Annotated in this window: 13 protein-coding genes; 10 read left to right on the forward strand and 3 right to left on the reverse strand. The window is 72.3% G+C overall.

The genetic code is table 11. From position 1 onward, the window contains the following. The first annotated feature begins 286 nt into the window (after nucleotides 1–286). Nucleotides 287–1,939 (forward strand): hypothetical protein, encoded by a 1,653-nt coding sequence (locus WMF33_RS38440; protein ID WP_437333260.1) that lies wholly within the window; start codon nucleotides 287–289, stop codon nucleotides 1,937–1,939. Between the two features lie 76 nt (nucleotides 1,940–2,015). Here WMF33_RS38440 and WMF33_RS38445 read toward each other — a convergent pair whose 3' ends face one another. Next, the gene (locus WMF33_RS38445; RefSeq protein WP_437333261.1) at nucleotides 2,016–4,970 is read right to left on the reverse strand and encodes a glycosyltransferase; all 2,955 of its coding nucleotides are present in this window, start codon (nucleotides 4,968–4,970) and stop codon (nucleotides 2,016–2,018) included. Nucleotides 4,971–4,990: 20 nt separating this feature from the next. Next, nucleotides 4,991–6,439: a formylglycine-generating enzyme family protein gene (locus WMF33_RS38450; RefSeq protein WP_437333262.1), complete on the reverse strand. Its 1,449-nt coding sequence runs from the start codon at nucleotides 6,437–6,439 to the stop codon at nucleotides 4,991–4,993. A 692-nt stretch (nucleotides 6,440–7,131) separates the two neighbouring features. Here WMF33_RS38450 and WMF33_RS38455 point away from each other — a divergent pair. From WMF33_RS38455 to WMF33_RS38480, 6 genes are all read left to right on the forward strand, one after another. Beyond that, the gene (locus tag WMF33_RS38455; RefSeq protein WP_437333263.1) at nucleotides 7,132–14,013 is read left to right on the forward strand and encodes an SDR family NAD(P)-dependent oxidoreductase; all 6,882 of its coding nucleotides are present in this window, start codon (nucleotides 7,132–7,134) and stop codon (nucleotides 14,011–14,013) included. A 34-nt stretch (nucleotides 14,014–14,047) separates the two neighbouring features. After that, entirely contained in the window at nucleotides 14,048–14,875 is an 828-nt protein-coding gene (locus tag WMF33_RS38460; RefSeq protein ID WP_437333264.1) for a methyltransferase domain-containing protein, read from the forward strand. A gap of 58 nt (nucleotides 14,876–14,933) precedes the next feature. Then, complete coding sequence (locus tag WMF33_RS38465) at nucleotides 14,934–15,782, forward strand: class I SAM-dependent methyltransferase (protein ID WP_061629592.1); 849 nt, start codon at nucleotides 14,934–14,936, stop codon at nucleotides 15,780–15,782. A 76-nt stretch (nucleotides 15,783–15,858) separates the two neighbouring features. Next, the gene (locus WMF33_RS38470; RefSeq protein WP_437333265.1) at nucleotides 15,859–17,121 is read left to right on the forward strand and encodes a hypothetical protein; all 1,263 of its coding nucleotides are present in this window, start codon (nucleotides 15,859–15,861) and stop codon (nucleotides 17,119–17,121) included. A 194-nt stretch (nucleotides 17,122–17,315) separates the two neighbouring features. Then, complete coding sequence (locus WMF33_RS38475) at nucleotides 17,316–17,648, forward strand: hypothetical protein (protein WP_437333266.1); 333 nt, start codon at nucleotides 17,316–17,318, stop codon at nucleotides 17,646–17,648. 152 nt (nucleotides 17,649–17,800) lie between these two features. After that, nucleotides 17,801–19,063, forward strand: a complete 1,263-nt coding sequence (locus WMF33_RS38480) for a hypothetical protein (RefSeq protein ID WP_437333267.1) — start codon at nucleotides 17,801–17,803, stop codon at nucleotides 19,061–19,063. Nucleotides 19,064–19,154: 91 nt separating this feature from the next. Here WMF33_RS38480 and WMF33_RS38485 read toward each other — a convergent pair whose 3' ends face one another. Further along, the gene (locus tag WMF33_RS38485; RefSeq protein ID WP_437333268.1) at nucleotides 19,155–19,979 is read right to left on the reverse strand and encodes a tetratricopeptide repeat protein; all 825 of its coding nucleotides are present in this window, start codon (nucleotides 19,977–19,979) and stop codon (nucleotides 19,155–19,157) included. A 388-nt stretch (nucleotides 19,980–20,367) separates the two neighbouring features. Between WMF33_RS38485 and WMF33_RS38490 the strand changes: the two genes are divergently transcribed. From WMF33_RS38490 to WMF33_RS38500, 3 genes are all read left to right on the forward strand, one after another. Then, on the forward strand, nucleotides 20,368–21,690 hold the full coding sequence (locus WMF33_RS38490; RefSeq protein WP_437333269.1) for an STAS domain-containing protein: 1,323 nt from the start codon (nucleotides 20,368–20,370) through the stop codon (nucleotides 21,688–21,690). A gap of 275 nt (nucleotides 21,691–21,965) precedes the next feature. Beyond that, nucleotides 21,966–23,444, forward strand: coding sequence for a lamin tail domain-containing protein (locus tag WMF33_RS38495; RefSeq protein WP_437333270.1), 1,479 nt, complete (start codon nucleotides 21,966–21,968; stop codon nucleotides 23,442–23,444). Between the two features lie 195 nt (nucleotides 23,445–23,639). Beyond that, on the forward strand, nucleotides 23,640–25,262 hold the full coding sequence (locus WMF33_RS38500) for a glycoside hydrolase family 30 protein (RefSeq protein ID WP_437333271.1): 1,623 nt from the start codon (nucleotides 23,640–23,642) through the stop codon (nucleotides 25,260–25,262). Nucleotides 25,263–25,289 lie beyond the last annotated feature (27 nt).

Genomic DNA, 25,289 nt, shown 5'->3' on the forward strand with positions numbered 1-25,289 from the left:
GACGGCAAGGCTTGCCACGCGCAGGCTGGACCCGCGGGCGAGCTCGATGAGGCGGCAGCCGCTCCTGCGCCGGCGCTCGGCGCGTCGCGCCGCCCGATCTCGTCGGAGGGGCCCTCGCGCCGCGGGGCGGCATACCGGTTGCGATAGCGCGCTCCCAGCCGGGCCGTCGCGGCCGGGGCATTCCCCGGCGAGGCACGCCGAGCAGGTACAGCGCGAGGCGGAGCAGGCGCAGGAGCGCGAGCCGCTTCGGAGCGACCCGGGTCCGCCTTACTCCACAGGAGCGATCATGCATCTTCGTTATGTCTCCAAGTTCCCCCTCATCGCAGCGATCATGGGCGCCGCGGCGTCGGTCTCCCTGGGCGCCTGCGGCGGCGCCGATCCGGTGGACGATGACGTCGTCGCCGCCGGCGAGGCCCAGGAGCTCACGGCGGAGGGCGCGGAGGCGCTGACGTGCCCCGCGTCCGTGCCGGTCATCGACCTGCGGAAGTCCCTCATCGTCACGAAGGAGACGCACCCGGACCTCTTTACCGAGTTCTCGCTCAGCTTCGTCCTCAATCGGCTCCTTGCGAGCGTCGGCTCCAGCCAGGATCCCGAGGAGGTCTACAAGCGCTGGTGGGACACGCAGAACGATGCCGCCAACGCCGTCTTCACGGACGCCGAAGCCATCCACTGCGACGACGAGACCGACAGCAACGGCAATCCAACGCTCAACGGGTACCCGTACACGTGCCCCAGGAACGAGGGCGTGCTCGCCCAGACCAACCCGTCCGATCCCGGCCTGAGCAGCCCGTTCAATCCCGCCGGGAACCACTTCATGGAGCCGGTCGCGCTCGTGAACCGGTTCGACCTCGCGGCGAAGGACGGCTCGCATTGCGGCGAGTACCGGATCATCTACGCCAAGAAGTCGGCCGGCGCCACCGACCGCAACTTCATCATCTTCGAGGCCCAGCTCCCGAACCCGCACCCCGAGTGCGGCATCGCGGCCTGTCTCCCGGTCGCCGAGTTCTGGGCGAACCTCTCGGACCCGAACATGACCGCGACCCAGCGCCAGGCCGCGCTCGAGGGGTTCTATTTCTACGGCCGGCCCGAGCTGCCCGACTTCGAGCCGGTCATCCAGGCGTCCCATTTCATGGCCGGCACCGGCCAGATCCGCACGAACCAGTTCATGGCGTCGAGCCGAGGATTCCAGCCCTGGGTGCTCCGCGAGTTCAAGCTCGAGCTGGACAACGGCAGCTCGCCCAGGCTCTTCTTCAAGCCGGTCACGGTGAAGGAGAACCCGTTCCCCGGCCTGTTCAACGCCAGCTTCGCCAGCGACCCCCGCGGGGCCGCGTTCCAGAGCAGCTTCCCCGACGCCCTCGACGAGCTCGTGCCGTCCGGCGACGACGAGAACAAAATCTCGCTCCGCACGCTGCCCAACCAGGAGCTCTTCAACTCGGGCGAGAGCATCATGGACCCCGGTGATTTCGACCCCAACAACAACAACTATCGGGCGCGCATGCAGGGGAACACCGCGTTTGCCGCCGACATCACCACGGCGCTCGGGCCGATCCTCGTGAGCCGCGGCCTCCCGCCTGGCATGGTCACGGCGGACAACGCCGCCGATCGCGCCACCACCCAGTCGTGCGCCGGGTGCCACGAGCTGAGCAGCCGCGACGACGAGAACGTCGGCGGCGTGCACGTGTGGCCGGCGCATTTCCCGACCACCGCGCCGGGCACGTTCGTGCACGTCAACGAGGCGGGCGAGATCTCGGCGCCGCTCCAGTGGACGTTCCTCCCCCACCGCGCGCAGGTCCTCAAGTCCTTCATCGAGGACAAAGCGTGCACGGCGGCCTGCTCCTCGGAGGCGGCCAGCGCCGCTTCGATCGCGGCCAGCGCCGATGAGCTCCTCCTGGACGGCGCGGAGCAGGTCCCCACGCTCGGCGGCTCGACGACCCACTGAGGGCGCGGCGGGGGAGGTTGATTCCCCCAGCCGGACGTCTGGCCACGCACCGCCAGACGTCCGGCCGCGACCGCTCTCACGCGCCTCCCACCCCGCTCCCCTCGCCTCCCCGCCCCTCCCGCCCGCCCAGGCACGCGCGCGCGTAGTCGGCGACCATCCGCTCCAGCGAGAACCGCTCCCGCGCGCGCTCCCACCCCGCCGCCCCCATGCGCGCTCGCCGCGCCGGATCCTCGGCCAGCTCCACGAGCGCCCCCGCGAGCGCCTCGGCGTCGCCCGGCGGCACCAGCCGGCCCGTCACCCCGTCGACGACCTGCTCGGCCATGCCGCCGACCGCCGTGGCCACCACCGGCAGCCCCTCGGCCATCGCCTCCAGCGACGCGTTCGGGCACCCCGCGGGCTCGGCGATCAGCGCGAACATGTCGAGATCGCTCAGGAAAGCGCGCGTGTCAGCGAGCTCGCCGACCCACTCGACCGACAGCCCCTCCGCCATCCGCCGCAGCGCCTCGGCGTGCGCCTCGGCGCCGCGCTCGACGCCGCCCGCGATGCGCAGCACGTGCGGCGGCAGCCGCGGCGCCGCGAGCCGCAGCGCGGCGAGGAGCTCGTCGAGCCTCTTGTGCGGGTGCACGCGCGCCGCCGTCCCGATCGCGAGCCGCGCGCGCCCGTCGCGCGCCGCGCGCTCGCCGCCGCCCGGCGCGCGCCGCGGCGGCGCAGGCGGGCGCGGGCCGAGCGCGACGCCGTTCGGCACCACGTGCGCCGGCGCCCCGAGCACCTCGGCGGCCAGCGCCGCCTCGGCCCCGTACTTGACGATCACCCCGGCGAGGCGGGCGCCGTAGTCGCGCGGCGCGCGGTACGGCAGCCCGCGGCGCGGCGACGCGAAATAGCGGCGCAGCGAGGCGAAGTACATCTCGCCCGGGCTCACGTCGAAGAGCGGCACGTCGAGCAGCCCGTCGGCGAGCAGCACCTTGTGCTCCGCGATCACGTTCCACATCACGACGGCCTCGGGCGGGTCCTCCTCGATCGCGCGGAGCAGGCGCTCCACCGCCTCGGCCGGCTCGATGTCGGCCGGCGGCGGCACCGCCATCACCGGGATGCCCGCGGCGGCGAGCGCCCGCCGGCCCGGCGTCGGGTACTCCGGCTGCTCCTCGATCACGGCCGCCCGGCCGCGCACGCCCGCCGCGGCGAGGCCGAGCAAGAGCCGCCGCGCGCTCGACTGGGCGCCGCCGGTCGAGAAGTTGTTCGTCACGAGCAGCAGCCCGTCCCCCCGGCGCGGGCCGCGGTTCCGGGCGATCGCCCGCGGGTAGAGCCGCGCGTACCCCTCGGCCATGCGCGCGACGCTGAAGTGCCGCGCCACGACCTCCCGGCCGCCCGCCGCCGCGCCGCGCGCCGCCGCTGCGCCGCGCGCCGCCGCCGCGATCGCCTCGGCGAGCCGCTCCGGCGCGGCGTCGAGCGGCAGGTGGACAAGCGCCGGCGTCTCGGCCGCGATCTCCGCCGTGCCGCCGGCGCCGGTCGCGACGACCGGGAGGCCCGCGGCGAGCGCCTCGAGGTGTGCGAGGCTCAGCCCTTCGTGGGCGCTCGGCGACACGAGCACGTCCGCCGCCGCGAGCAGGCCGGCCACGTCGGCGACCGCGCCGGCGAAGCGCACCTCGGCGCGCAGGCCGAGCCGGTCGACCTCGCGCCGGATCTCCGCCTCCGCCGCGAGCGCCGGCGCGCTGCCGGGCGAGGCGCTCCCGGCGATCACGAGCCGCGCCGGCCGCGGATCGCCGGCCGCGGCGAGCGCGGACCGCGTGGCCGCCAGGATCGCGGGCAAGAGGTGCAGCCGCTTCTGCGGCCGCGGGTTGGCAACGGCGAGCAGGACGAGATCGCCCGGCGCGATCTCGAGGCGCCGCCGCCACGCCGCGGCCGCCGCCGATCGGGCGCCGCCGGGCTCCGCCGGCCCCACGTCGATCCCGTTCCACACCGTGCGCCGCGGGACCGGCAGCCCGCGCGCGGCGAGCTCCGCCTCGACCGCGCGCGCGCACGCCACGAGCAGCGCCGCGCCGTCCGGGCCGAGGCGCTCGAGCCCCGCCGGCCAGCCCGCGGCCACGTTGTGCACCGTCACGAGCGGCCGGTACCCGCGCGCGGAGAGCCGGCCGAGGTCCTCGGCGTCGAGCAGGTGCGCGTGCGCGAGATCCGCGCCCCACGCGGCGAGCCCGCGGGCGAGCGCGTCGAAGCGCGCCTCGCGGTCGCCGGGCGCCCCGGACAGGTCGAGCGTCCCCGGCAGCACGCCGAACGTGGGGCGGGTCGGCCGGTACACCGCGCAGACGCGCGAGCGCACGCCGCGGCGCGGCAGCGCGGTCGCGAGGTCGATCGCGATCCGCTCGGCGCCGCCCTGCTGCAGGCTGGTCACGACCTGCGCGACCCGCAGCGCCGCGTCGTCGCACACGTCGAGCGGCGCGTGCCGCACCACGCGCGCCCGCCGCGCCCCGAGCTCGCCCTGGAGCGCGGCGTCGAGCGGATCGCCCGCGCGGAGGCGCGCCGCGACGCCCGCGGCGAGCGGCGCGTCGAGGTACACGCTCGCGGCGCGGGGCAACCCCGGCGCGCGGCGCCGCGGCGCGCGGCGCGCGGCCCGGCTCAGCTCGCCGCCCGTCGCCCGCAGCAGCTCGGCCCACGCCGCGGCGTCGGACGCCGGCGACGCGGCCGCGGAGGGCGCCGCGCGGGAGGGCGCCGAGCGCGCGGGCGGCGCCGAGGCCGCAGCCGGCGCCGCGGCGAGGTCGAGCGGCGCGAGCACGGCGCCGAGCGCGCAGACCGGCAGCCCGGTGTCGCTCGGCGGCGGGAACGGGTCCGGATCGAGCGCCGCGGACGGCGCGGGCCAGGCGCCCCCGCGCACGAGCCACACCGGCCCCGCCGCGATCGCGTCCGCCGCGGCCGCGAGCGGCGCGGGCGTGAGGTCGAGCGGCGCGAGCCCGGCGAGCCGGAGCGCGCGCAGCGTGCGGCCGGCGCGGGCGCGGTGCTCGGGCGCTTCGGCGAAGACGGCGCAGATCGGCGGGCGCATGCGGGCGCGAGCGGCGCGGCTCAGTAGGCCGAGGGGTAGCCGCGGAAGGGCGCGACGACGGCGACGTCCGGCGCGCTGGAGATGCGCTCCCGCGAGCGATGGCCGCCCCAGGCGGCGCGCGGCGCGGCCGCCGGCGGCGCGGCGGAGGGCGCCGCGGCCCACGCGGCCGCGCCGAGCTGCTCCGCCTCCACCGCCGACGGGACGCCGCCCGTGTAGACGAACTGCCCGCGCGGGCTCGCCTCGATGGGGACCGACGTGCGCCGCATCGCGCCCTTCACGAGGCAGCGGTAGTGGAGCACCGACCCGTGCAGGTGCGGGGGCGCGTGCAGCCAGAAGCCGTCGCCCTGCGGCCGGAACGTCACGCCGGGCGGCGCCCCGGGCATGGGCTTGCGGCGGGTCGCGCGGTGCACGAGCACGCCGACGAGGCCGATGACGGCGCTCGCCAGGACGAGGCCGCCGCCGACGAACGCCACCGTCGCCGCGGTCGACCCCGCGCTCGAGCGCGGCGCGCGCGCCGACCCCGCCGGCGCGGCCGGCGAAGGCGCGGCGGCCGCGGGGGCGCTCGCCTCCAGCGCGGCGACCACGCGGAAGCCGTTGTCCGCGTTGCGGCTGCCGGGGTCGTTGCGGTACCGCGCCGCGGCGCGCAGGTGCTTCGCGTCCTTGAGCCACGAGCCGCCGCGCAGCACGCGCCGGGGCTTGTCGCCGCCCGGCGCCGAGGTCTGCTCGGGGTCGACCGCGGGGCCGGGCGCGTAGGGACCGTACAAGTCGCGACACCACTCGTAGACATTGCCGCTCATGTCGTGCAGGCCAAAGGCGTTCGGCTGCTTCTGCCCGACGGGCCGGGTGCCGCTCCCGGCGTTGCCCTTGAACCACCCGATGGCGGCGGCGGCCGCGTCGTCGTTCCCCGCGTAGAACCGCGTCTGGGTCCCCGCGCGGTGGGCGTACTCCCACTGCGCCTCGGTCGGCAGATCGAAGGCGCGGCCGGTCCTCTGCGTGAGCCACCGGGCGAACTCGCCCGCGTCCTTGAACGTCACCAGCGTCACCGGGTGCTGGTCGGTCTGCGGGAAGCCGGGAGCCCTCCAGGTGAACTCCTTGCGCTGCGACAGGCCCTTGCCGTCGAAGCCGAACCCGCCGGAGGCGCCGACCTCGGCCTCGGTGCGGTAGCCGGTCTGCTCGACGAAGCGCTTGAACTGCCCGACCGTGACCGGGAATTTGCCCAGGTAGAAGCCGCGGCTCAGGGTCACCTCCCGGGGCGCCTCGTCGTCGCCGCGGCCCGCCTCCGCCGGCGGCGAGCCCTGGCGGAAGCGGCCCTCCTTCACCAGCACGAGGTCGAGCTGCGCCCCCCCGAGGTCGATCGCGAGGGCGGGCGCCGGGTCCGCCGCCTGCGCCGCGGCCGGGGCGAGGAGCGCGACTTCGGTCGCGAGGGCGAGGGCGAGAGAGATGCGGTGCCGGTCACGGCGGGGTCTCACCAGCCCAGGCTAGCAGAGCAGACCGACGCGCCGCGCGGTGTTCGACGAGCGCTCGGCCGAACACGCGCGCCGGCGCCGCGCGAGCTCGGCCCCCGCGCAGGCGGCTCGTCCTCACCGCGGCCCACCTCCGCAACGAGGCGTCATCGCGACCGTCGCGCTGGCAGGCGGAGCACCCGAGTCGCCGCCCCCGCAGAGAGAGACGACTCGTGCCATGTTAAGAATGATAAAGCGAACCCGTTAAGAACTGTCAAGATCGATACAGAATCAGTTGCACCGCAGCTGACAACGTGGTTAACGACACGGACGGAGGGCGACGTTTATCTCATACGCGCGGCGCCATCTTCGCGCCTCGACAGGTCCGACGGCGCGCGGCGCCGGCTCGGCCGCGTCATCTCCTGTTCACGCGGCCCCTGAGCTCTTGAGGCTCGTCGCGCCCGATGCGCGCCGGCGTACCACCTGCATCTCGGCCAGCCAGCGACGCAGGTCGCCGCGATCGACGGAGGAGATCCCCCGGTACGGCATCCGTGTTCGCGAAGCCTCATGAGACGAGCGCACGAGCGCTCCTCCGTGCATCCGCAGCCTTCGAGCGTACCTCGCGCCGTGGTCAGCGGCCGACGAGACAAGGATCAGAAATGCCCAGCAACACCGCTTCATCCACGTTCTCACGCGGCTCCGACGGCATTGACGCTCGCATGGAGCCGATCGCGATCGTCGGCATCGGTTGCCGATTCCCCGGCGGGGCGCACGACGCCGACAGCTTCTGGAAACTGCTGAGCGACGGCGTGGATGCCATCGGCGAAGTGCCGCCCGATCGATGGAGCATCGAGCGCTTCTACGACCAGAGCCCAGGTAAGCCCGGCAAGACGGTGTCTCGCTGGGGCGGGTTCGTACAGCAGCGCATCGAGCTCTTCGACGCCCTCTTCTTCGGGATGTCTCCGCGCGAAGCCGCGTCGCTCGACCCGATGCAGCGCTGGCTCATGGAGGTCAGCTGGGAAGCGCTCGAGGACGCAGGGATCGTCCCCGAGCAGCTGGCCGGGAGCGATACGGCCGTGTTCATCGGCGGCTTCACGGAAGATATCAAGATCTTCCAGCTGGACGCGAACAATCGCGATCTCATCGGCCCGCACGCCGCGACCGGCAGCGCGATGACGATGCTGGCGAATCGCATCTCCTACATGTACGATCTCCGCGGGCCGAGCGTGGCGCTGGACACCGCCTGCTCCTCGTCCCTGGTCGCGGTGCACCTGGCGTGCCGGAGCATCTGGAACGACGAGAGCGCTTTGGCGCTCGCCGGCGGCGTCAACGCGATGTTCCGGCCGGAATACACGATCGCCGAGTCGAAGGCGGGGATGCTCTCGCCCGACGGGCGCAGCAAGGCGTTCGACGCGCGCGCGAACGGCTATGTGCGCGGCGAGGGCGCCGGGATCGTGGTGCTCAAGCCGCTGCGCCGGGCGCTCGCCGACGGAGATCCGGTCTACGCCGTCATTCGCGGCAGCGGCGTCAACCAGGATGGCCGCACGAACGGCATCACGGTGCCCAGCGGCCACGCTCAGCAGGCGCTGATCCGGGAGGTGTGTGAACGGGCGCGCGTATCGCCGGCTCAGATCCAGTACGTGGAGGCGCACGGCACGGGCACGCCGGTGGGCGACCCGATCGAGGCGAATGCGCTCGGCGCCGTGCTGGGGAGCGGCCGGGCGCCGGACGACCCGTGCTGGATCGGCTCGGTCAAGACGAACATCGGTCACCTCGAGGCCGCCGCGGGCGTCGCGGGGCTCATCAAGGCAGCGCTGGCGCTGAAGCACGGCGCCATTCCGCCGCACCTCCACCTCCAGCAGCCCAACCCCGGGATCGACTTCGACGCGCTTGGCCTGAAGGTCGCTCGCGCGCTCGAGCCCTGGCCCCGCACGGCTGGCCCGCGGCTGGCCAGCGTCAACTCCTTCGGCTTCGGCGGGACCAACGCCCACGTGGTGCTCGAGGAGGCGCCGGCCGAGCTGGCCACGCCGCTCCCGGCGGAGGAGGCCCGGAGCGAGCTCCTCCCCCTGTCCGCGCGGAGCGAGCAGGCGCTCCTGGACACCGCGCGCGCGTACCGCGCGCTGATCGCCCGGGACGAGGACGAGCCCGGTTTCTTGCGCGATCTCTGCCGCTCCGCCGGCGCGCGCCGCACCCACCACGAGCACCGGCTGGCGCTGCGGGCCGAGTCCTGCGAGGCGCTTGCCGAGCAGCTGACCGCGATCGTGGCAGGCGAGGCGGCGCCCGGCGCGGCCATCGGGCGTCGGCCGCACACCCCGGCGCGCCTCGTGTTCGTGTTCGGGGGCATGGGGCCTCAGTGGTGGGCCATGGGCCGCGAGCTCCTGGCCCGAGAGCCCGTGTTCTACGAGACCGTCAAGGAATGCGACGCGCTCCTGCGCCGGCACGCCGGATGGTCGCTGCTCGAGCAGATGCTGGCGGACGAGGGGCGCTCGCGCATGTCCGAGACCCAGATCGCCCAGCCGGCGAGCTTCGCCCTCCAGGCCGGCCTGGCCGCGCTGTGGCGGTCCTGGGGCATCGCGCCGGACGCCATCGTTGGGCACAGCGCCGGCGAGGTGGCGGCGGCCTACTGCGCCGGCGTGTTCGACCTCGAGGAGGCGATCCAGATCATCTATCATCGCAGCCGCCTCCAGCACCGGACCACCGGACAGGGCAAGCTGGTCGCGGTGGGGATCCCGCTGGCCGAGGCCCGGGCCGCCCTGGCCGGCCGCGAAGCGCGCATCTCCATCGCCGCCGTGAACGGCCCCAGCGCGGTGACCCTCGTCGGCGACCACGACGCGCTCTCGGAGCTCGTCCGTCCGTTCGAGGAGCGGAAGGTGTTCGTCCGCTTCTTGCAGGTGGATGTGCCGTACCACAGCCACTACATGGATCCTCTGCGCGATGAGGTGATCGAGGCGCTACGGCACATCCGACCGCGGCAGGCAGCGCTGTCGCTCTTCTCGACGGTGACCGGCGCCCGGTCGCAAGGGAGCGAGTGGGACGCCGAGTACTGGTGGCGCAACGTGCGCGATACCGTGCTGTTCGCGCCCGCCGCCGAGGCGCTCCTCCAGGAGGGCTACGACACGTTCCTGGAGCTCGGCGCGCACCCGGTGCTGGGCTCCTCGATCCAGGAGTGCGCCGCGCTGCACGGTCGCAAGGCCAGCGTGCTGACCTCGTTGCGCCGCAAGGCGGGCGAGCGCGCTACCCTGCTCGAGGCGCTGGGCGCGCTCTACGTCGCGGGGTTCCCCGTCGACTGGCGCGGCGTGCACCCGGGCGATCCGCGCGGCGCGCGCGTCGTGCGGCTGCCGCGCTACCCGTGGCAGCACGAGCCGCACTGGGTCGAGTCGGACGCCTCGCGGCGCGACCGGCTGGGGGCGCCGGGCCACCCGTTGCTCGGCGATCGGCTGCCCAGCTTCCAGCCGACCTGGGAGAGCGTCGTCGACGTCGATCGCCTGCCCTACCTCAAGGACCACGTGGTGCAAGGCGCCGTGGTGTACCCGGGCGCTGGGTACATCGAGATGATGCTGGTCGCGGCCAGATCGCTGTTCGGAGCGGAGGACCGCGGGATCGAGCTCACAGGCATCGAGTTTCACAAAGCGCTGTTCGTGCACCCGGACACCCAGCCGCGCCTCCAGGTGGTCTGCGACGGCGCGCAGGGGACGGCGAGCGTCGGGAGCCGCGCCAGCGCCGACCCGCAGCAGTGGGCGCGGCACGCGAGCGCGACCTTCCGCCTCCTGCCAGAGGACCGCCGCGCACGGAGGCTCCCGCTGGCCGAGTGGCGCGCCGAGCACCCGCGCGAGACGTCGACGCAGGACTGCTATCGCTACCTGAGGAGCCTCGGGCTCCACTACGGCCCCGAGTTCCGCGGGATCGCTCAGCTCTGGCGCGGCGCGGCCTCGGCCGTGGCGCGCGTCGCCCTTGGCGGGGAGGCGCGCGCCGCGCAGGGCGGGTATGCGCTGCACCCGGCGCTGCTGGACGCCTGCTTCCAGGTGCTGCTGGCGACGACCATGCCGGCGGACGACGCCGGCGATCGCAGCCGAGGGGTCTACCTGCCCACCCACATCGCGTCGCTGCAGCTCCGCGGCCGGGTGCCCGAGCAGCTCTGGGTGCGCTCCCAGGTCGTGGAGTTCGACGAGCGCGTCCTGCGCGGCGACCTGATCGCCTGCGACGACGCCGGCAACGTGGTGCTGGAGCTGCGGGGCGCCGTCGCCCGCTCGCTGGAGCACGCGCGGTCCGACGATGCCGTCGACACGAGCAGCCTGTTCTACAAGATAGAATGGCAGCCTCAGCCCGACGCGGCCCCGGAGGCGCCGCGCGGGCGTGGCAGCTGGCTTTTGCTGGCCGATCGGCAAGGGTTCGGGCAGGCGCTCGCGGCGCAGCTGGAAGCCCGGGGCGATCGGTGCGTCCTGGTGTTCGCCGGAGCGCGCTACGAGGCGGACGAGGCGCAGCGCCGCTTCGCGGTGAACCCGGCGTCCCTCGACGACATGCAGGAGCTGGTCGCCGCGGTGTTCGCGCGCGCGCGGCAGCCGTGGCGCGGCATCCTCCACCTCTTCAGCCTGGACACGGTCCCCGCCGAGGGCCTCACGCTCGGGGATCTCGACCGCGCGCAGGCGCTCGGCCCGATCGCCTTGTTGCACCTCGTCCAGGCCCTCGACCGCAGCGGCCACAGCGAGCTGCCGCGCATCTGGGCGGCGACGCGCGGCGCCCAGCCGGTCACGCCCGACCTCCCCCCGACCGCGGTCGCCGAGTCCGCGCTCTGGGGCATGATGCGGATGGTCGGCTATCAAGAGCACGCCGATCGCTACGGCGGCCTGATCGACCTCGACCCGAGCAGCCCGCTCGACGAGGTCGCGCTGCTCGCCGACGACCTGATCGCGGGCAGGGTGACGGACCAGGTGGCTTACCGGCGCGGGCGGCGTCATGTGCCTCGGCTCGTCGCGCGCCCCGACCTCGCGCAGGCCGCGCCGGCGCTCTCGTTCCGGGCCGACGCCAGCTACCTCATCACGGGCGGGCTCGGCGGGCTGGGGCTCCTTGTCGCGCGCTGGATGGTGCAGCACGGCGCGCGCCGGCTGGTCCTGCTCGGTCGCAGCGCGCTCCCGCCGCGCGCGGCGTGGCTCGAGGCCGCCGCCGATACGCCGCTCGGGCAGCGCGTCGCTGCCGTCCGCGAGCTCGAGGCGCTCGGCGCGAGCGTGCACGTGGCCGCCCTCGACATCGCCGATGAGGCGCAGCTCACGGCGTTCCTCGGTCGGCACCGGGACGAGGGGTACCCCCCGATCCGAGGCGTGATCCACGCCGCCGGCGTGAGCAGACCGCACCTGATGGCCGCGATGACCATGGAGGAGTACCTCGAGACCGCGCGACCGAAGGTGCAGGGCGCCTGGCTGCTGCACCGGCATCTCGAGCGGGAGCCGCTGGATTTCTTCGTGCTCTTCTCGTCGATCGCCGCGCTCGCCTTCACCGCGGGGCAGGCGGACTACGGCGCTGCCAACGCCTTCCTCGACGGCCTCGCGCAGTACCGGCGCGGCCGCGGCCTCCCGGCCAGCAGCATCAACTGGGGAGCGTGGGCCGAAGCTGGCATGGCCACGACGCTCGGAGACTACTTCAACAACCGCGGCATGCCCCCCTTCTCGCCGCGCCGCGGCCTGGAGGCGCTCGGGCACGTCCTGCAGCAGGACATCGACCAGGCGACGGTCCTGTGGGTCTCCGATCCCCAGACGTTCGCGCGGAACAACTTCTCTTCCGGCAGCGCCGTGCCGTTCATCGCGCGCCTGCTCGACGGCGCCGCGACCGGCGGCGAGGCCGCGCGCGCCGCCAGCGCGCCGCCGAAGCACCCGCTCCAGGCCATCCTCGAGCCCGCGGAGCCCGCCGAGCAGGAAGAGCGCCTCGTCGACTACCTCCAGGGCCTCGTCGCGCGCGTGCTGCGGCTCTCGGCCTCACGGATCGACCGGCGCTCGCTGCTCAACGACCTCGGGCTCGACTCCCTGCTCGCGCTCGAGCTGAAGAACCGGATCGGGACCGACCTCCGGGCCACCGTCCCCGTCGTCGATCTGTTGAAGGGCGTGACCGTCGGAGAGCTCGCCCGCCAGATCCGCGCGATGATCGCCGACGGCGCGGCCGCCGGCGGCGCCGCGCCGGTCGACGCCGCGCGCGCGCTCGTCACCGGCGAGGTCCCGCTGGGGCCGAACCAGCACTGGCTCCTGTCGCGCGAGCTCCCGAACCCTCATCACTGGAACCTCGCGACGCTCTGGGAGCTGATCCGGCCGCTCGAGCCAGAGCGCCTCTCGCAGGCGCTCCGGGCCGTGCTCCTGCACCACGACGCGCTCCGTACGCGGTTCGCGCGCGACGAGCGCGGGTGGCGGCAGCGGATCGCGCCTCCGGAGGACACGGTGCCGCTCACCCACGTCGACCTCTCGGCGCTGCCCCCCGCGGAGCAGGCCAGCGCGATGGACGCGTCGGTGGTCGAGTTCCAGACGAAGCTCGACCTCTTCGCCGGGCCGCTCGTGCAGGTCGTTTACTTCGGCCTGGGCGGCGATCAGCGCGACAGGCTGCTCATCATCCTTCATCACCTGGTGAGCGACGTCGTGTCTCTCCAGATCGTGCTCGCCGATATCGAGATGGCGTACCACCAGCTGAAGCAGGGTCAGCCCGTGCTCTTGCCCCCCAAGACCACGTCGTACAAGCAATGGGCAGAGCGGCTCGTCGACCACGCTCGATCGCCGGAGAGAAAGCGCGACCTGGAGTACTGGCGCTCCCTCCCCTGGGGCGCGGCGACGCCTCTCCCGATCGATCACCCGAGCGGGAGAGAGGCCAACACGATCGCGTCCACGCGGATTTTGTCGTCGTCGCTCTCCGCCGAAGAGACCAGCGCGCTGCTGCAGGACCTCCCGAGGACCCACCGCGCCCAGATCATGGTCGCGCTGCTCTCGGCGCTCGGGCAGGCGTTCGCGCGCTCGGCCGGCCTCGACGCCCTGCTGCTCGACGTGATCGTGCACGGCCGGGAGGCCCCGTCCGACGACATGGACCTGGCCCGCACGGTGGGCCTCTTCGCGCACGGCATCCCCCTCCTGCTCCAGCTGCGGGGCCCGCGGACCCCGCTCGAGGCGCTCCAGAGCGTCAAGGGTCAGTTCGATCGGCTCCTCCGCCACGGGAGCACCTACGCAGCCCTGCGCTGGCTCAGCCAGGATGAGGAGATCGTGGCAGCGCTCAAGTCCTTGCCGAGGCGCGAGATGATCTTCAACTACGTGGGACAGTTCGAGCTGCCCGTATCGGATACGGCGCTTGTCAAGGCGGTGCCTCAGATACCTCCGGCCATGGAGGATCCGGAGAACATGCGAGACTTCCTCCTGCAATGTCAGGTGGGGATCTTCAGCGGCCGCCTGACCGCGCTCTGGAACTACAGCGAGAACGTGCACCTCCGCGGGACGATCGAGCGGCTCAACGGCGCCTTCCTGGAGGCGCTGCGCTCGCTGATCCGAGGCGAGGCTGCCCCCGAGGTCCTCGCCGCGCCGGGCAAGAGGGCGCCCGTCTGGGCCTCGGACAGCATGATCGCGCAGGGCGGCGGCGAGTGAGCGGGCGGCCTGCCGAGCGCAGGCCGCCGCGGACGTGGAGCGGAGCTACCTGAACCGGGGCGTGGACGCCATGTACGATTACGATAGAGAGTTCTACGACATCATGAACAGAGAGGCGATGCGCTCCGCCGAGCCTATCCTTCGCCTCCTCCTGACGTGGTTCAACGTGACCAGCGTCGTGGATTTCGGGTGCGGCCACGGCGCGTGGTTGAAGGTCTGGAAGCAGCTCGGCGTCCCCGAGGTGCTCGGCCTCGACGGAGCGCACGTGGAGAGCGGCGCGTTGCTCGTCGATCCCTCCGAGTTCCGCGCCGCGGATCTGACCCAGCCCGTGCAGCTCGGGCGGCGGTTCGATCTCGTCCAGAGCCTGGAGGTCGGCGAGCATCTGCCGCGAGAGGCCGCCAGGGACTTCGTGGGCTCGCTGACGCGCCACGGGAGCGTCGTCCTGTTCTCCGCCGCGCCGCCGGGGCAGGGCGGAGAATTCCACATCAACGAGCGCCCGTACGGGTACTGGCGCGAGCTCTTCGACGAGCGCGGGTACCTGCTCCTCGACGCGATCCGCCCGTCGGTGCAGGGCGACCCGGAGGTGTCGTATTGGTACCGGTTCAACACGTTCATCTACGTCGGCCGAGACGCGCTGTCCGCGGTGCCCGGCGCGCTCCTGGACCTCGCGCTCCCCGTGGGCAAGCCGATCCCGGACGTCGCGCCGCTCTCGATGAAGCTGTGGCGCCTGATGCTCAGGCCCATGCCGCCGCCGTGGATCACCTATGTCGCCAGGAACATCATCAAGCCTCGCGTGGTCCAGCAGCACCGACGCGAGGCGGCCGCGAGGGCGGCCGAGAGAGGAGAGCAAGCGCATGGATAGCGTCGATCGTGGAGAGCTCCAGGGCTCTGTCGAGACTTCCGTATTCGACCGTGGCGCCATGGATCTGTACGTCGGGATTTTGCAGGACGTGGCGGACGGCAAGGACGTCACCGCGGCCGTCGAGCGCCTCGCGGCGACGCTCGAAGCCAGGCTCGACGGCCTCGCGCGCCGCGCCGAGCGGGACGGCGCCGCCGCGCTCCCGGCGCTCTCGCTCGCGAAGCGCGTCGTGTTCGAGGTCGTCCACCACCTCGCCAAGGGGAGCGACCTGGGCGGCCGGGCGCGCGACGCCGTCGGCGGCCTGCTCGGCCGCTCGAGCCTGTTCGACCTGCTCCCCCATGCCCGCTACCGGATCACACAGGACTGGTTCACTCACAACGTCACGTCCTGGGAGCCCGTGCTCGCTCCGCTGCGCGGCAAGCCCGACGTGCGATGCCTGGAGATCGGCTCCTTCGAGGGGCTGAGCGCCTGCTGGTTGCTCGAGAACGTCCTCACGCACGAGACCAGCCGGCTCGTCTGCGTCGATCCCTTCGACGGACCGGGCCAGCTGCAGGCAGAGCGGCACTTCGATCACAACATGCGGCAGACCGGCGCCGGCCACAAGGTGACGAAGCTGAAAGGGTACTCGCGGCAGGCGCTCCCCTTGCTCTCGGGCTCGACGTTCGATATCGCCTACGTCGACGGCTCGCATCACCCGGTGGACGCCCTCCAGGACGCGCTCTCGGTCTGGCCGCTCCTCCGGCGCGGCGGCCTCGCGATCTTCGACGATTACGCCATCGGCGGCTCCTACCCGAAGGAGATCGCGGCCGCCGTCGACCCGAAGCCGGGCATCGACGCCTTCCTCGGGTTCGTCAAGGGAGGGCACGAGATCGTCCTGCAGGGCTACCAGCTGATCGTCCGCAAGACGTGACGCTCGCGCCTCGCTCGATCGCCTCATCGTCAGCGGCCGCCTCGCAATCGGGATCAACCCACAGCAGGACCACCCTATGCGCACAACCATCAAGCTCGTCGCTCTCCTCGGCACGTGCACGCTCGTCGGCTGCACGTCCTCGCCCCCCTCCTCGGACGTGCCCGAGGACGATCTGCTGGCGCCTCCGCCCGCCGGCGCTGGCGTGCAATTTCGAATGGTCGCCATGCTCGACCCTGGGGTCGAGATCCAGCGCTGCAAGCTCTTCGTCGTGCCTCCGGAGGGGCTCAACATCCAGCGGGACGAGGTGCGGTTCTCGAGCGGGAGCCACCATGTCCTGCTCTACGAGACCCCCTACGCCGAGCTCCCGACCAAGACGCGCCACGGCGTGCCCATCGACGCGACCCAGGTCCACGACTGCAAGGACGGACCTCAGGGCGAGTGGGAGATCAACGGCGTGTTCGCCGGCTCCCAGTCCCGCGACGGCGTCTCCTTCCTGGGCGAGCTCCCGCCCGGCGTCGCGGTCAAGGTCCCGCCGGGCAAGGTGCTCCTCATGAACACCCACTACATCAACGCCTCGGCCGAGCCCATCGAGACGGACGCGCGCATCAACATCTACACGATCCCGGATGACGCGGTGGAGATCGAGGCGGGCATGCTCTTCCACTACAACCCCTTCATCGACGTGCCGGCGCGCGGGGAGTCCTCCGCGCGGATGCGGTGCACCGCCGATCAGGATATCTCGGTGGTGAGGATCCAGTCGCACACGCACAGCCGCGGCGTCGGCTACGTCGCCCACAAGGTCGATCTCGACGGCAAGATGACGGAGCTCTACGCCCACGACCAGTGGGAGAACGTGCCGACCCGGGAGTTCTCCCCCTTCCTCGAGGTCAAGAAGGGAGAGGCCCTCGACTACCGCTGCGACTTCGCGAACGCCGAGGAGCGCGAGATCGCCCAGGGCCTGACCACGAAGGACGAGATGTGCATGCTCATCGGACCGTACTTCCCGCGCTCCCCCATGTACGAGAACTGCCACACCAAGGAGGGATTGCTCGCCGCGACCTGGTTCGGCTCCGGGGCAACGGCGTGCGCGGAGACGCTCTCGTGCCTCGACGAGGCGAAGGCCGTTGACGGAGGCAACGGGCCCAGGTCCTACGGTTGCATCGTGAACAGCTGCGAGGCCGTCGGGCCCGCGATCTCGAACGTCATTCGCTGCCAGTGGAGCGCGGGGTACGGCGCCTGCGCCGAGGCGTGCAGCCAGCCCGGCGAAGCGTGCGAGTCGTGCATGGCCTCGGCGTGCAAAGCGGACCTCGACGCCTGCCAGATCGCGACGTGCGGCTGACCCCGGCGCGCCACGTCACGATGCAACAAACATTCCGCCGCTGCCGACTGCCTCGATGTTCAAGATCCCAGAATGACACGGTGCGTTAGTCCTCCGCTTCACGGACGCGATTCATCGCCTGTCCATGGCGGGGCAGCTCTCGCCGGACGAAAGAGGGGAAGCTCGAGGCGGCGCTCGACGTAGGGATCGAGGTGGTGAGCGAGACCGTCGAGGAGCGCCGGAGGAGGCCCCTGGACAACGACATTCTGACACTGCCGATCCAGGCCGAGGAGCAGGGTGAGGCGGCTTATCCCCCCACCTCGTCGCTCGATCTGCGGCGAAGCGCCGACGCGGGAGTTGCCTTCGGGGGCGGCGCCCACTATTGCATCGGGGCGACGCTGGCTCGCCTCGAGGGGCGGATCGCCATCGAGGCGCTCGTCAGCCGCTTTCCCGAGATGGAGCTCGCGGGGCCGGCGGTGTTCGCTCCGCGCCCCTCGATCCGGAAGATGACCTCGTTACCCGTCCGCCTCCGCCCCGCCCGTGCATGAGGGCGGACGCGGACACTCCGGCGCCGGCCAGCCGGCGTCGACAGATTTTCCTGGGGCGAGCGCGACGCGGCCGCGCGACCCCGGGAACGATGCGCGCGCTCGATCACCTGCGCGCGCAAGATGTGAGACCACCACACAGCAGGTATCGATTCATGCGCACAACCACCTCGCTCATCGCTCTCCTCGGCGCCGTCGCGCTCTTCGGCTGTTCGTCCTCGGAACCCGGCCCCGGGCCGGGGGCCCCGGAGGACCAGGGGCTGGAGCCGCCGGCCGAAGGCGCCGGCGTGCAGTATCGAATGGTCTCCACGATCGAGCCGGGCCAGGAGGTCGAGCGCTGCCAGCTCTTCGTCGCGCCGCCGGAGGGGCTCAACGTCAACCGGGAGGTGGTGCGGTTCTCGAGCGGGAGCCACCACGTCCTCCTCTACGCAACGCCGTACACCGAGATCCCGACCGAGACGCAGCGCGGCGTCACCCTCGATGCGACCCAGGTCCACGACTGCAGCGACGGCCCCCAGGCCGACTGGGAGGTCACCGGCGTGGTCGCGGGCTCCCAGTCCCCCGACGGCAACTCCTTCCTCGGCGACCTCCCGGAGGGCGTGGCGCTCAAGGTCGCTCCGGGCACGGTGCTCCTGATGAACACCCACTACCTGAACGCCTCGGGCGCGCCCCTCGAGACCGACGCGCGCATCAACCTCCATACGATCCCGGACGAGGAGGTGAAGGTCGAGGCGGGCATGCTCTTCCACTACAACCCGTTCATCAGCGTGCCGCCGCACGGGGAGTCCTCGGCGCGGATGCGCTGCACCACCGATGAGGACATCTCGGTCGTGAGGATCCAGTCGCACATGCACCGCCGCGGCGTCGGCTACGTCGCCAACAAGGTCGACCTCGACGGCACGATGACGGAGCTGTACGCCCACGACAAATGGGAGGGGGTCCCGTCGCAGGAGTTCTCGCCGTTCCTCGAGGTCAAGGCGGGAGAGGCCCTGGACTACCGCTGCGATTTCAAGAACACCGAGGATCGCGACATCGCGCAGGGCCTGACCACGAAGGACGAGATGTGCATGCTGATCGGGCCGTACTTCCCCCGGTCCAGGGCCTACGAGAACTGCCGGAGCAAGGAGGGCTTCGACGCCTCGACGTGGTTCGGCTCCGGGAAGACCACGTGCGCCGAGGCGTTCTCGTGCATCAACAGCGTCACCCCCGGCGACGATGCCGCGTTCTATGGCTGCATTGTGAACACCTGCGAGAAGGTCGGGCCTCAGCTCTCGGAGACGCTCAATTGCCAGACCAGCGGGGCCTTCGGCGCGTGCGACGAGGATTGCCGCGGCGGGGACAGGGAGGTGTGCAACACGTGCATCCTCGCGGCGTGCACCCCCGAGATGGATGCCTGCGAGGCCGCCACGTGCGACTGACCTGAACCGAAGCGGCGCCGCGGGGCGGCTCTCGGCCGCCGCGCGGCGCTGCCCTGCGGCGCGGCGCCGCCCTGCGCGGCGGCGCTGCCCATCAGAACGTTCCCTGGATCTCGACCCGCCCGAGGCCCACCCCGGCGCGCCAGACCACGCCGCGCTTCGCTTGCGGCGCCGCTCCCGCGGCTTCGGGCGCCGCGTCGCCGCCGGGCCGGACCACGAGCAGCACGACCCCGGTCGCGGCCGCGGCGGCGCCCACGATGAAGCTCACGGTGGACACATGGCCCAGCGTGGTCGCGGCGTCGGCGTCGCCCTTCAGCTCGGGCGGGCAGCGCTTGCCGTCGCAGCGCGACTCGATGTCGGACACCTTCGAGAGCGACACGAGGCCGGTCGCGGCGCCGACGCCGATGCCCACCGCCCCGAGCCCGAACGCGAGCCCGGCGGGCAGCAGCGAGCCGCGTTCCCCCTCCGCACCCCCCGGGGCGGGCGCGCGCGGCGCCGGCGCCGGAGCCGCGGGCGCCTCCAGCGCCGCGCGCACGGCCGCGAGCTCGGTCTCCGCGTCCCTCCGCGCGTCGAGGAACGCCGCCGGCGGGTCCTCCGGGAGCGGCTCGGCGAGGACCCGCTCGTACAGGCCGCGCGCATCCTCCAGCCGGCCGAGCTTGCGCTGGCACCGCGCCATGTAGAGCACGAGCGTCGGCGCGTGATAGAGCCCGTCCGCCTCCTTGAAGACCTCGAACGCCTCCTGCCAGCGGTCCGCGCCGTAGAGCTTGAGCCCCTCGTGCGCCTTGGTCCGGGCGAGCTGCTGCGCCTCGGCCGAGGCGCCCTCCGGCGGCTTCGCCGCGAGCGCCGGCGACGCGGCCAGCAACGTCACCGCGAACGCGCACCGGCGAAGACAGGTCGAGAGCATCGTCGTTCGTTTCATCGGAATTCGTCGGAAGCAGAAGCGAACGCCCCGAAGGTCGCCCGCGGCACGGCCCTGCGCCCGCACGGAAACCTCGCGGGGGCGGCGGACACAGTAAGGGGAACCGCGCGCCATCGTCCAGGGATGACATCGACGGCCGGGCCGCGATCCCCTCGGATCCCCGGCGCGCCGGTGGACCGGCCCGGCGAGGTCACCGCGGCGTCGCGGCGCCGTGACGCCGCGGCGACGCCGGCGCTCCGACCGCGCGGCGGCTCGGCGCATCGCCGCCGAGATCGCCTCGCCGCGGAAACCGGTTGGATACATTCGGCGTGTTACCCCTTCAATCATGACCGGTCTCATCAAACGGTCGGAGGAGACCTCGACGAGAGCGCGATGGAGGCTCGACAGCGTGTTGACCGATGAGCGCTCGCTCGTGGAGCTGCTCCGGGTGGTCACCGTCGACGTGCACGAGGCGGCGAGCGTCGAGGAGGCGCTGCATCGCACGATCGCGCACATCTGCGATCACCTGAGCTGGCCGGTCGGGCACGCGTACGTGCCGGCGGCGGACGATCCCTCGCTGCTCCTGCCGACGGCGCTCTGGTACCTCAACGACGAGGTGAAGTTCGCGACCTTCAAGGCGGTGACGGAGGCGACGCAGTTCACCCCGGGGGTCGGGCTGCCCGGGCGGGTGCTCGCCAGCAAGCAGCCGGTCTGGGTGCGCAACGTGACGGAGGACGCCAACTTCCCGCGCGCCCGGCTCGCGAAGAACCTCGGCGTCAAGGCGGGGTTCGCGTTCCCCGTGGTGGTCGGGGCCGAGGTGGTGGCCGTGCTCGAGTTCTTCTCCGACGCCGAGTACGCGGACGACGGGAAGTTCACCGCGACCATCGGCCGGATCGCGCGGCAGCTCGGCCGCCTGTTCGAGCGCAAGCACGCGCAGGAGATGCTGAGCCGGGAGCGGGACTTCATGGCCGGCGTCATGGATCTCGTCGACGGCCTCATCGTGGCGCTCGACGCGCGCGGGCGCATCGTGCGCATGAACAGCGCCGCCGAGCGGGCGCTGGGCAGCGGGCGCGGGCACCTGGAGCCGAGCTATCTCTGGGAGCTCACGCCCGATCCGGGGGCGTCGGCGCAGCTCAAGGCGCTCTTCGAGGAGCTCGGCGCCGGCGCGCCGCGGAAGCAGGTGGAGGTCCCGTGGACGGCGAGGGACGGCGCCCGCCGGGTGACGGCCTGGTCGGGCGCGGTCCTGCGCGGCAAGGACGAGGGGTTCCGGTTCGTCATCATGACCGGCATCGACCTGACGGAGCGCAAGCGCGCCGAGCAGGAGCGCGCGCGGCTGCAGGAAGAGGTGATTCAGGCCCAGGAGGCGGCGCTGGCGAAGCTCTCCATGCCGCTCATCCCCATCGGCGACGACGTGGTGGTCTTGCCGCTCATCGGCCCGCTCGAGGCCGGGCGCGTGCGTCGCGTGGCCGAGGCGCTGTCGCGCGGCATCGCGGAGCGCCGCACGCGCACCGCGATCCTCGATCTGACCGGCGTGGACGCGCTCGATCCGGCGGCGATCGAGGCGCTGCTCGAGGTGGTGCAGGTCGTGGGCCTGCTCGGCGCCCGGGCGGTGCTCACCGGGATCCGCCCCGAGGTCGCCCACCGCCTCGCGGAGAGCGGCGTGGACCTCGGCCGGCTCGCCGTGAAGAGCTCCCTGCAGAGCGGGATCGCGTTCGCCATGAGGGGCCGCTGAGCCCCGGGGTCGGGCGCGGCGGATCGCTGGATCGAGCGTAGACGAGTGGAAACGAGCGTGGCCGTCCCGAACGACCCGTCGGCCTCCGGGGGGCGCGGCCCGAGCCCGATGTCGCTCGTTCTCAACCGGAACCGCATCATCTCAGCATCGGACCGGGCGAGCATGACGCCCGCATTGCCGCTGTTTCGTGCTGTAATGCGATGATCCCGAGAAAGGTCCGGTGCGACGATATGCGATCGACGTCTTCCATGCTGGCGCGGTTCGTAGGGGTTCGGGTGCCATTGCTCGTGTGGGCGCTGGCCGCGGCCGCGTGCGCGGCCGAGCCGCCGCTCGACGTGGAGCTAGGCCCGGAGGCGGCCTTCCTGGGCGAGCACGGCGACGCGCTCTCGACGCGCGTCCGGCTCATGGCCGCGAACCTCACGAGCGGCACGAACCAGAGCTACGATCCGGGGCACGGCCAGCGCATCATGCAGGGCGTCGAGCCCGATATCGTCCTGCTGCAAGAATTCAACTACGGCAACAACTCCACGTCCGCCATTCGCGGCTTCGTGGACGCCACGTTCGGCACCGGGTTCAGTTATTACCGCGAGAGCGGGGCGCAGATCCCGAACGGGATCGTGAGCCGGTGGCCGATCATCGCGTCTGGCGAGTGGGACGACGCGTCGGTCGGCAACCGGGATTTCGCCTGGGCGCAGATCGACATCCCCGGCCCCGCCGACCTCTGGGCGGTCAGCGTCCATCTCCTGACGTCGGGCTCGGGGGTGCGCAACACGGAGGCGCAGCAGCTCGTCTCGTTCATCCAGGCGCACGTCGACCCTGACGATTACCTGGTGATCGGCGGCGACTTCAACACCGGGGGCCGGGACGAGGCGTGCGTCACGACCCTCTCGAGCGTCGTCGTCAAGCCCGGGAGCTATCCCGCCGACAAGAACGGGAACGACAAGACAAACGCCAGCCGGTCCAAGCCCTACGACTGGGTGCTCGTCGACAGCGATCTGGAGCCGTTCGAGACGGCGGTCGTCCTCGGCGGGAGCAGCTTCGCGAACGGCCTCGTGGTGGACACGCGCGTCTATTCTCCGCTCTCGGAGATCAGCCCCGCGGGCTCGTCGGACAGCGGCGCCCCGAACATGCAGCACATGGGGGTCGTGCGCGATTTCATGATCCCCGACGGCAGCGGCGGCAGCGTCAGCAGCGCCAGCTCCAGCGGCAGCGGCGGCGCCGGCGGCAGCGGCGGCGCCGGCGGCAGCGGCGGCGCCGGCGGCAGCGGCGGCGCCGGCGGCGGCACGGCCAACGTGATCATCAATGAGGTCCTCGCGAACGAGCCGGGCAGCGATCCTGACGGCGAGTTCGTCGAGATCATCAATGTCGGCACGGCGACCGCCTCGATCGGCGGGTGGAAGCTCGCCGACAGCACGGGGACGCGGCACACCTTCCCCGCCGGAGCCTCGCTCGCGCCCTTCACCGCCGTCGTGGTGTACGGCCACGTCTCGGCGGTGCCCGCCGGCGTGATGGGAGCCGTCGGCGCCTCCACGGGAGCCCTGGGCCTCAACAACAGCAGCGATACGGTCACGCTGCGAAACGCCGCGGGCGCGGCCGTGAGCAGCGTCTCGTACACGTCCGCGCTCTCGGATCAGGACGGTGTCTCGATGAACCGCGGCATCGATCTCAACGGGAGCACATCGTTCGTGCTCCACAGCATCCTCGGCGAGAGGAGCTCTTCGCCGGGCACGCGCGCGGACGGCACGTCGTTCTAGCCCAGGACACGGAGCGGGTTGAAACGTCGACGCGCTCGCCGCCGGCGGCCCCCGGGCTCCGCGCGAATGACGCCCGCGGAAACCGCGGCGCTGCGCGGATCACCGCGGGGCCTCTCGGGCATATAGTCTGACGACGATCGGCCGTGTGCTTCGGGCACCGCCGCGGGTTTGCACCCAGGAGCGAGGATTCTAGTGATGAACAGGGCACGAGGTTCGACCACCGCCGTTTTGCTCGCGTTTTTCTTCATGGCTTGCGGTCCTTCGACCAGCGCGACGGAGCCCGAGGGCCCGGGCGGCTCGGGATCGGGGGCGGGCGGCCCGGGGTCGGTGGCGAGCAGCTCGACGAGCGCAGGCGGCTCGACGGGTTCGGGCGGAACTGACGCGAGCGGCTCGACCGGGTCGGGCGGTGCCGGCGGCGAGCCGACCGGAGACGGCGGCGCTGGCGGCTCGTCCACCGGCGGCGGGCCCCCCATCGTCGAACCCACGTTGATCACGTCCGGTCCTGACGAGTACTGGAAGACAGGAACGCCGACGGAGGTGACGAGCGGCAACGCCGACGTGACCGTCGACGACGCGACGACGCACCAGCGATGGGACGGGTTCGGCGGCACCTTCAACGAGGCGGGCTGGAACGTGCTCTCGATGCTCGGCGAGGCGGAGAGGGCGCGGGCCATCGAGCTCCTCTTCGACAAGCACGAGGGCGCGGCGTTCGTCTACGGGCGCATCCCCATCGGGGCCAGCGACTACGCGATGGACCGCTACACCCTGGCCGAGACGCCGAACGACACCGCGATGGCGAGCTTCTCCATCGACCGGGACAAGGAGCGGCTGATTCCGTACATCAAGGCGGCGCTCGCCGTGAGCCCCGGCCTCCACCTCTGGGCCAGCCCCTGGACGCCCCCCACGTGGATGAAGAGCAACGGCGCCTTCGACGGCGGCCGCATGAAGGACGACGCGAGCACCTTGCAGGCGTATGCCCTGTACCTCGCGAAGTTCGTGGAGGCGTACGCCGGAGAGGGCATCACCATCGAGGCGGTTCACCCCCAGAACGAGCCGAACTACGAGACGAGGTACCCGAGCTGCCTCTGGACGGGGCCGCTCATGGCCAAGTTCATCGGCACGTATCTGGGGCCCACGTTCGCCGACCGGGGGCTGACGGCGCAGATCTACCTCGGCACGATGTCCAACAACGAAAGCGGGAAAGACGGGGCGATCATCAGCGCCGTGACCGGCGACGCCACCGCGATGGGATACGTCAAGGGCTTCGGGCTGCAGTGGAACATGATGAGCAGCGCATCCGGCTTGAGATCGCGCAATCTGCCGATCGTGCAGACGGAGCACAAGTGCGGCAACTACCCCTGGAACCCCGCGGGCTCGCCGCCGTTCGACGCGCAGAAGGCGCCGAACGATCACGCCTACGCGGAGGAGAGCTGGGGGCTCATCCGCGACTGGATCAAGGCAGGGGTGACCTCGTACAGCGCCTGGAACATGGTGCTGGACACGGCGGGGAAGAACCTGGACTCGGAGCGGCCGTGGCCCCAGAACGCGCTGCTCACCGTGGACACGGCGGCGAAGACGCTGAACGTGACCCCCGTCTACCACGTCTTTCGCCACGTCTCCGAGTACGTCGATCCCGGGGCGATGCGCGTCGCCACGACCGGCGGCGATGCGCTGGCGTTCAAGAACCCCGACGGGAGCATCGTGACGATCCTGTACAACTCCGGCAATGCGGCGAAGATGACCGTCCTCGATGTGGCCGGGAAGAAGCTCCAGTTCAGCATCCCTGCCCACGGGTGGGCCACCGTCAACTGGACGTGAGGCCGGCGCGGGGGTCGAGGCGAGGCT

The organism is Sorangium sp. So ce394 (assembly GCF_051474665.1).
In the GTDB taxonomy this organism is placed as follows: Bacteria; Myxococcota_A; Polyangia; order Polyangiales; family Polyangiaceae; genus Sorangium; species Sorangium cellulosum_D.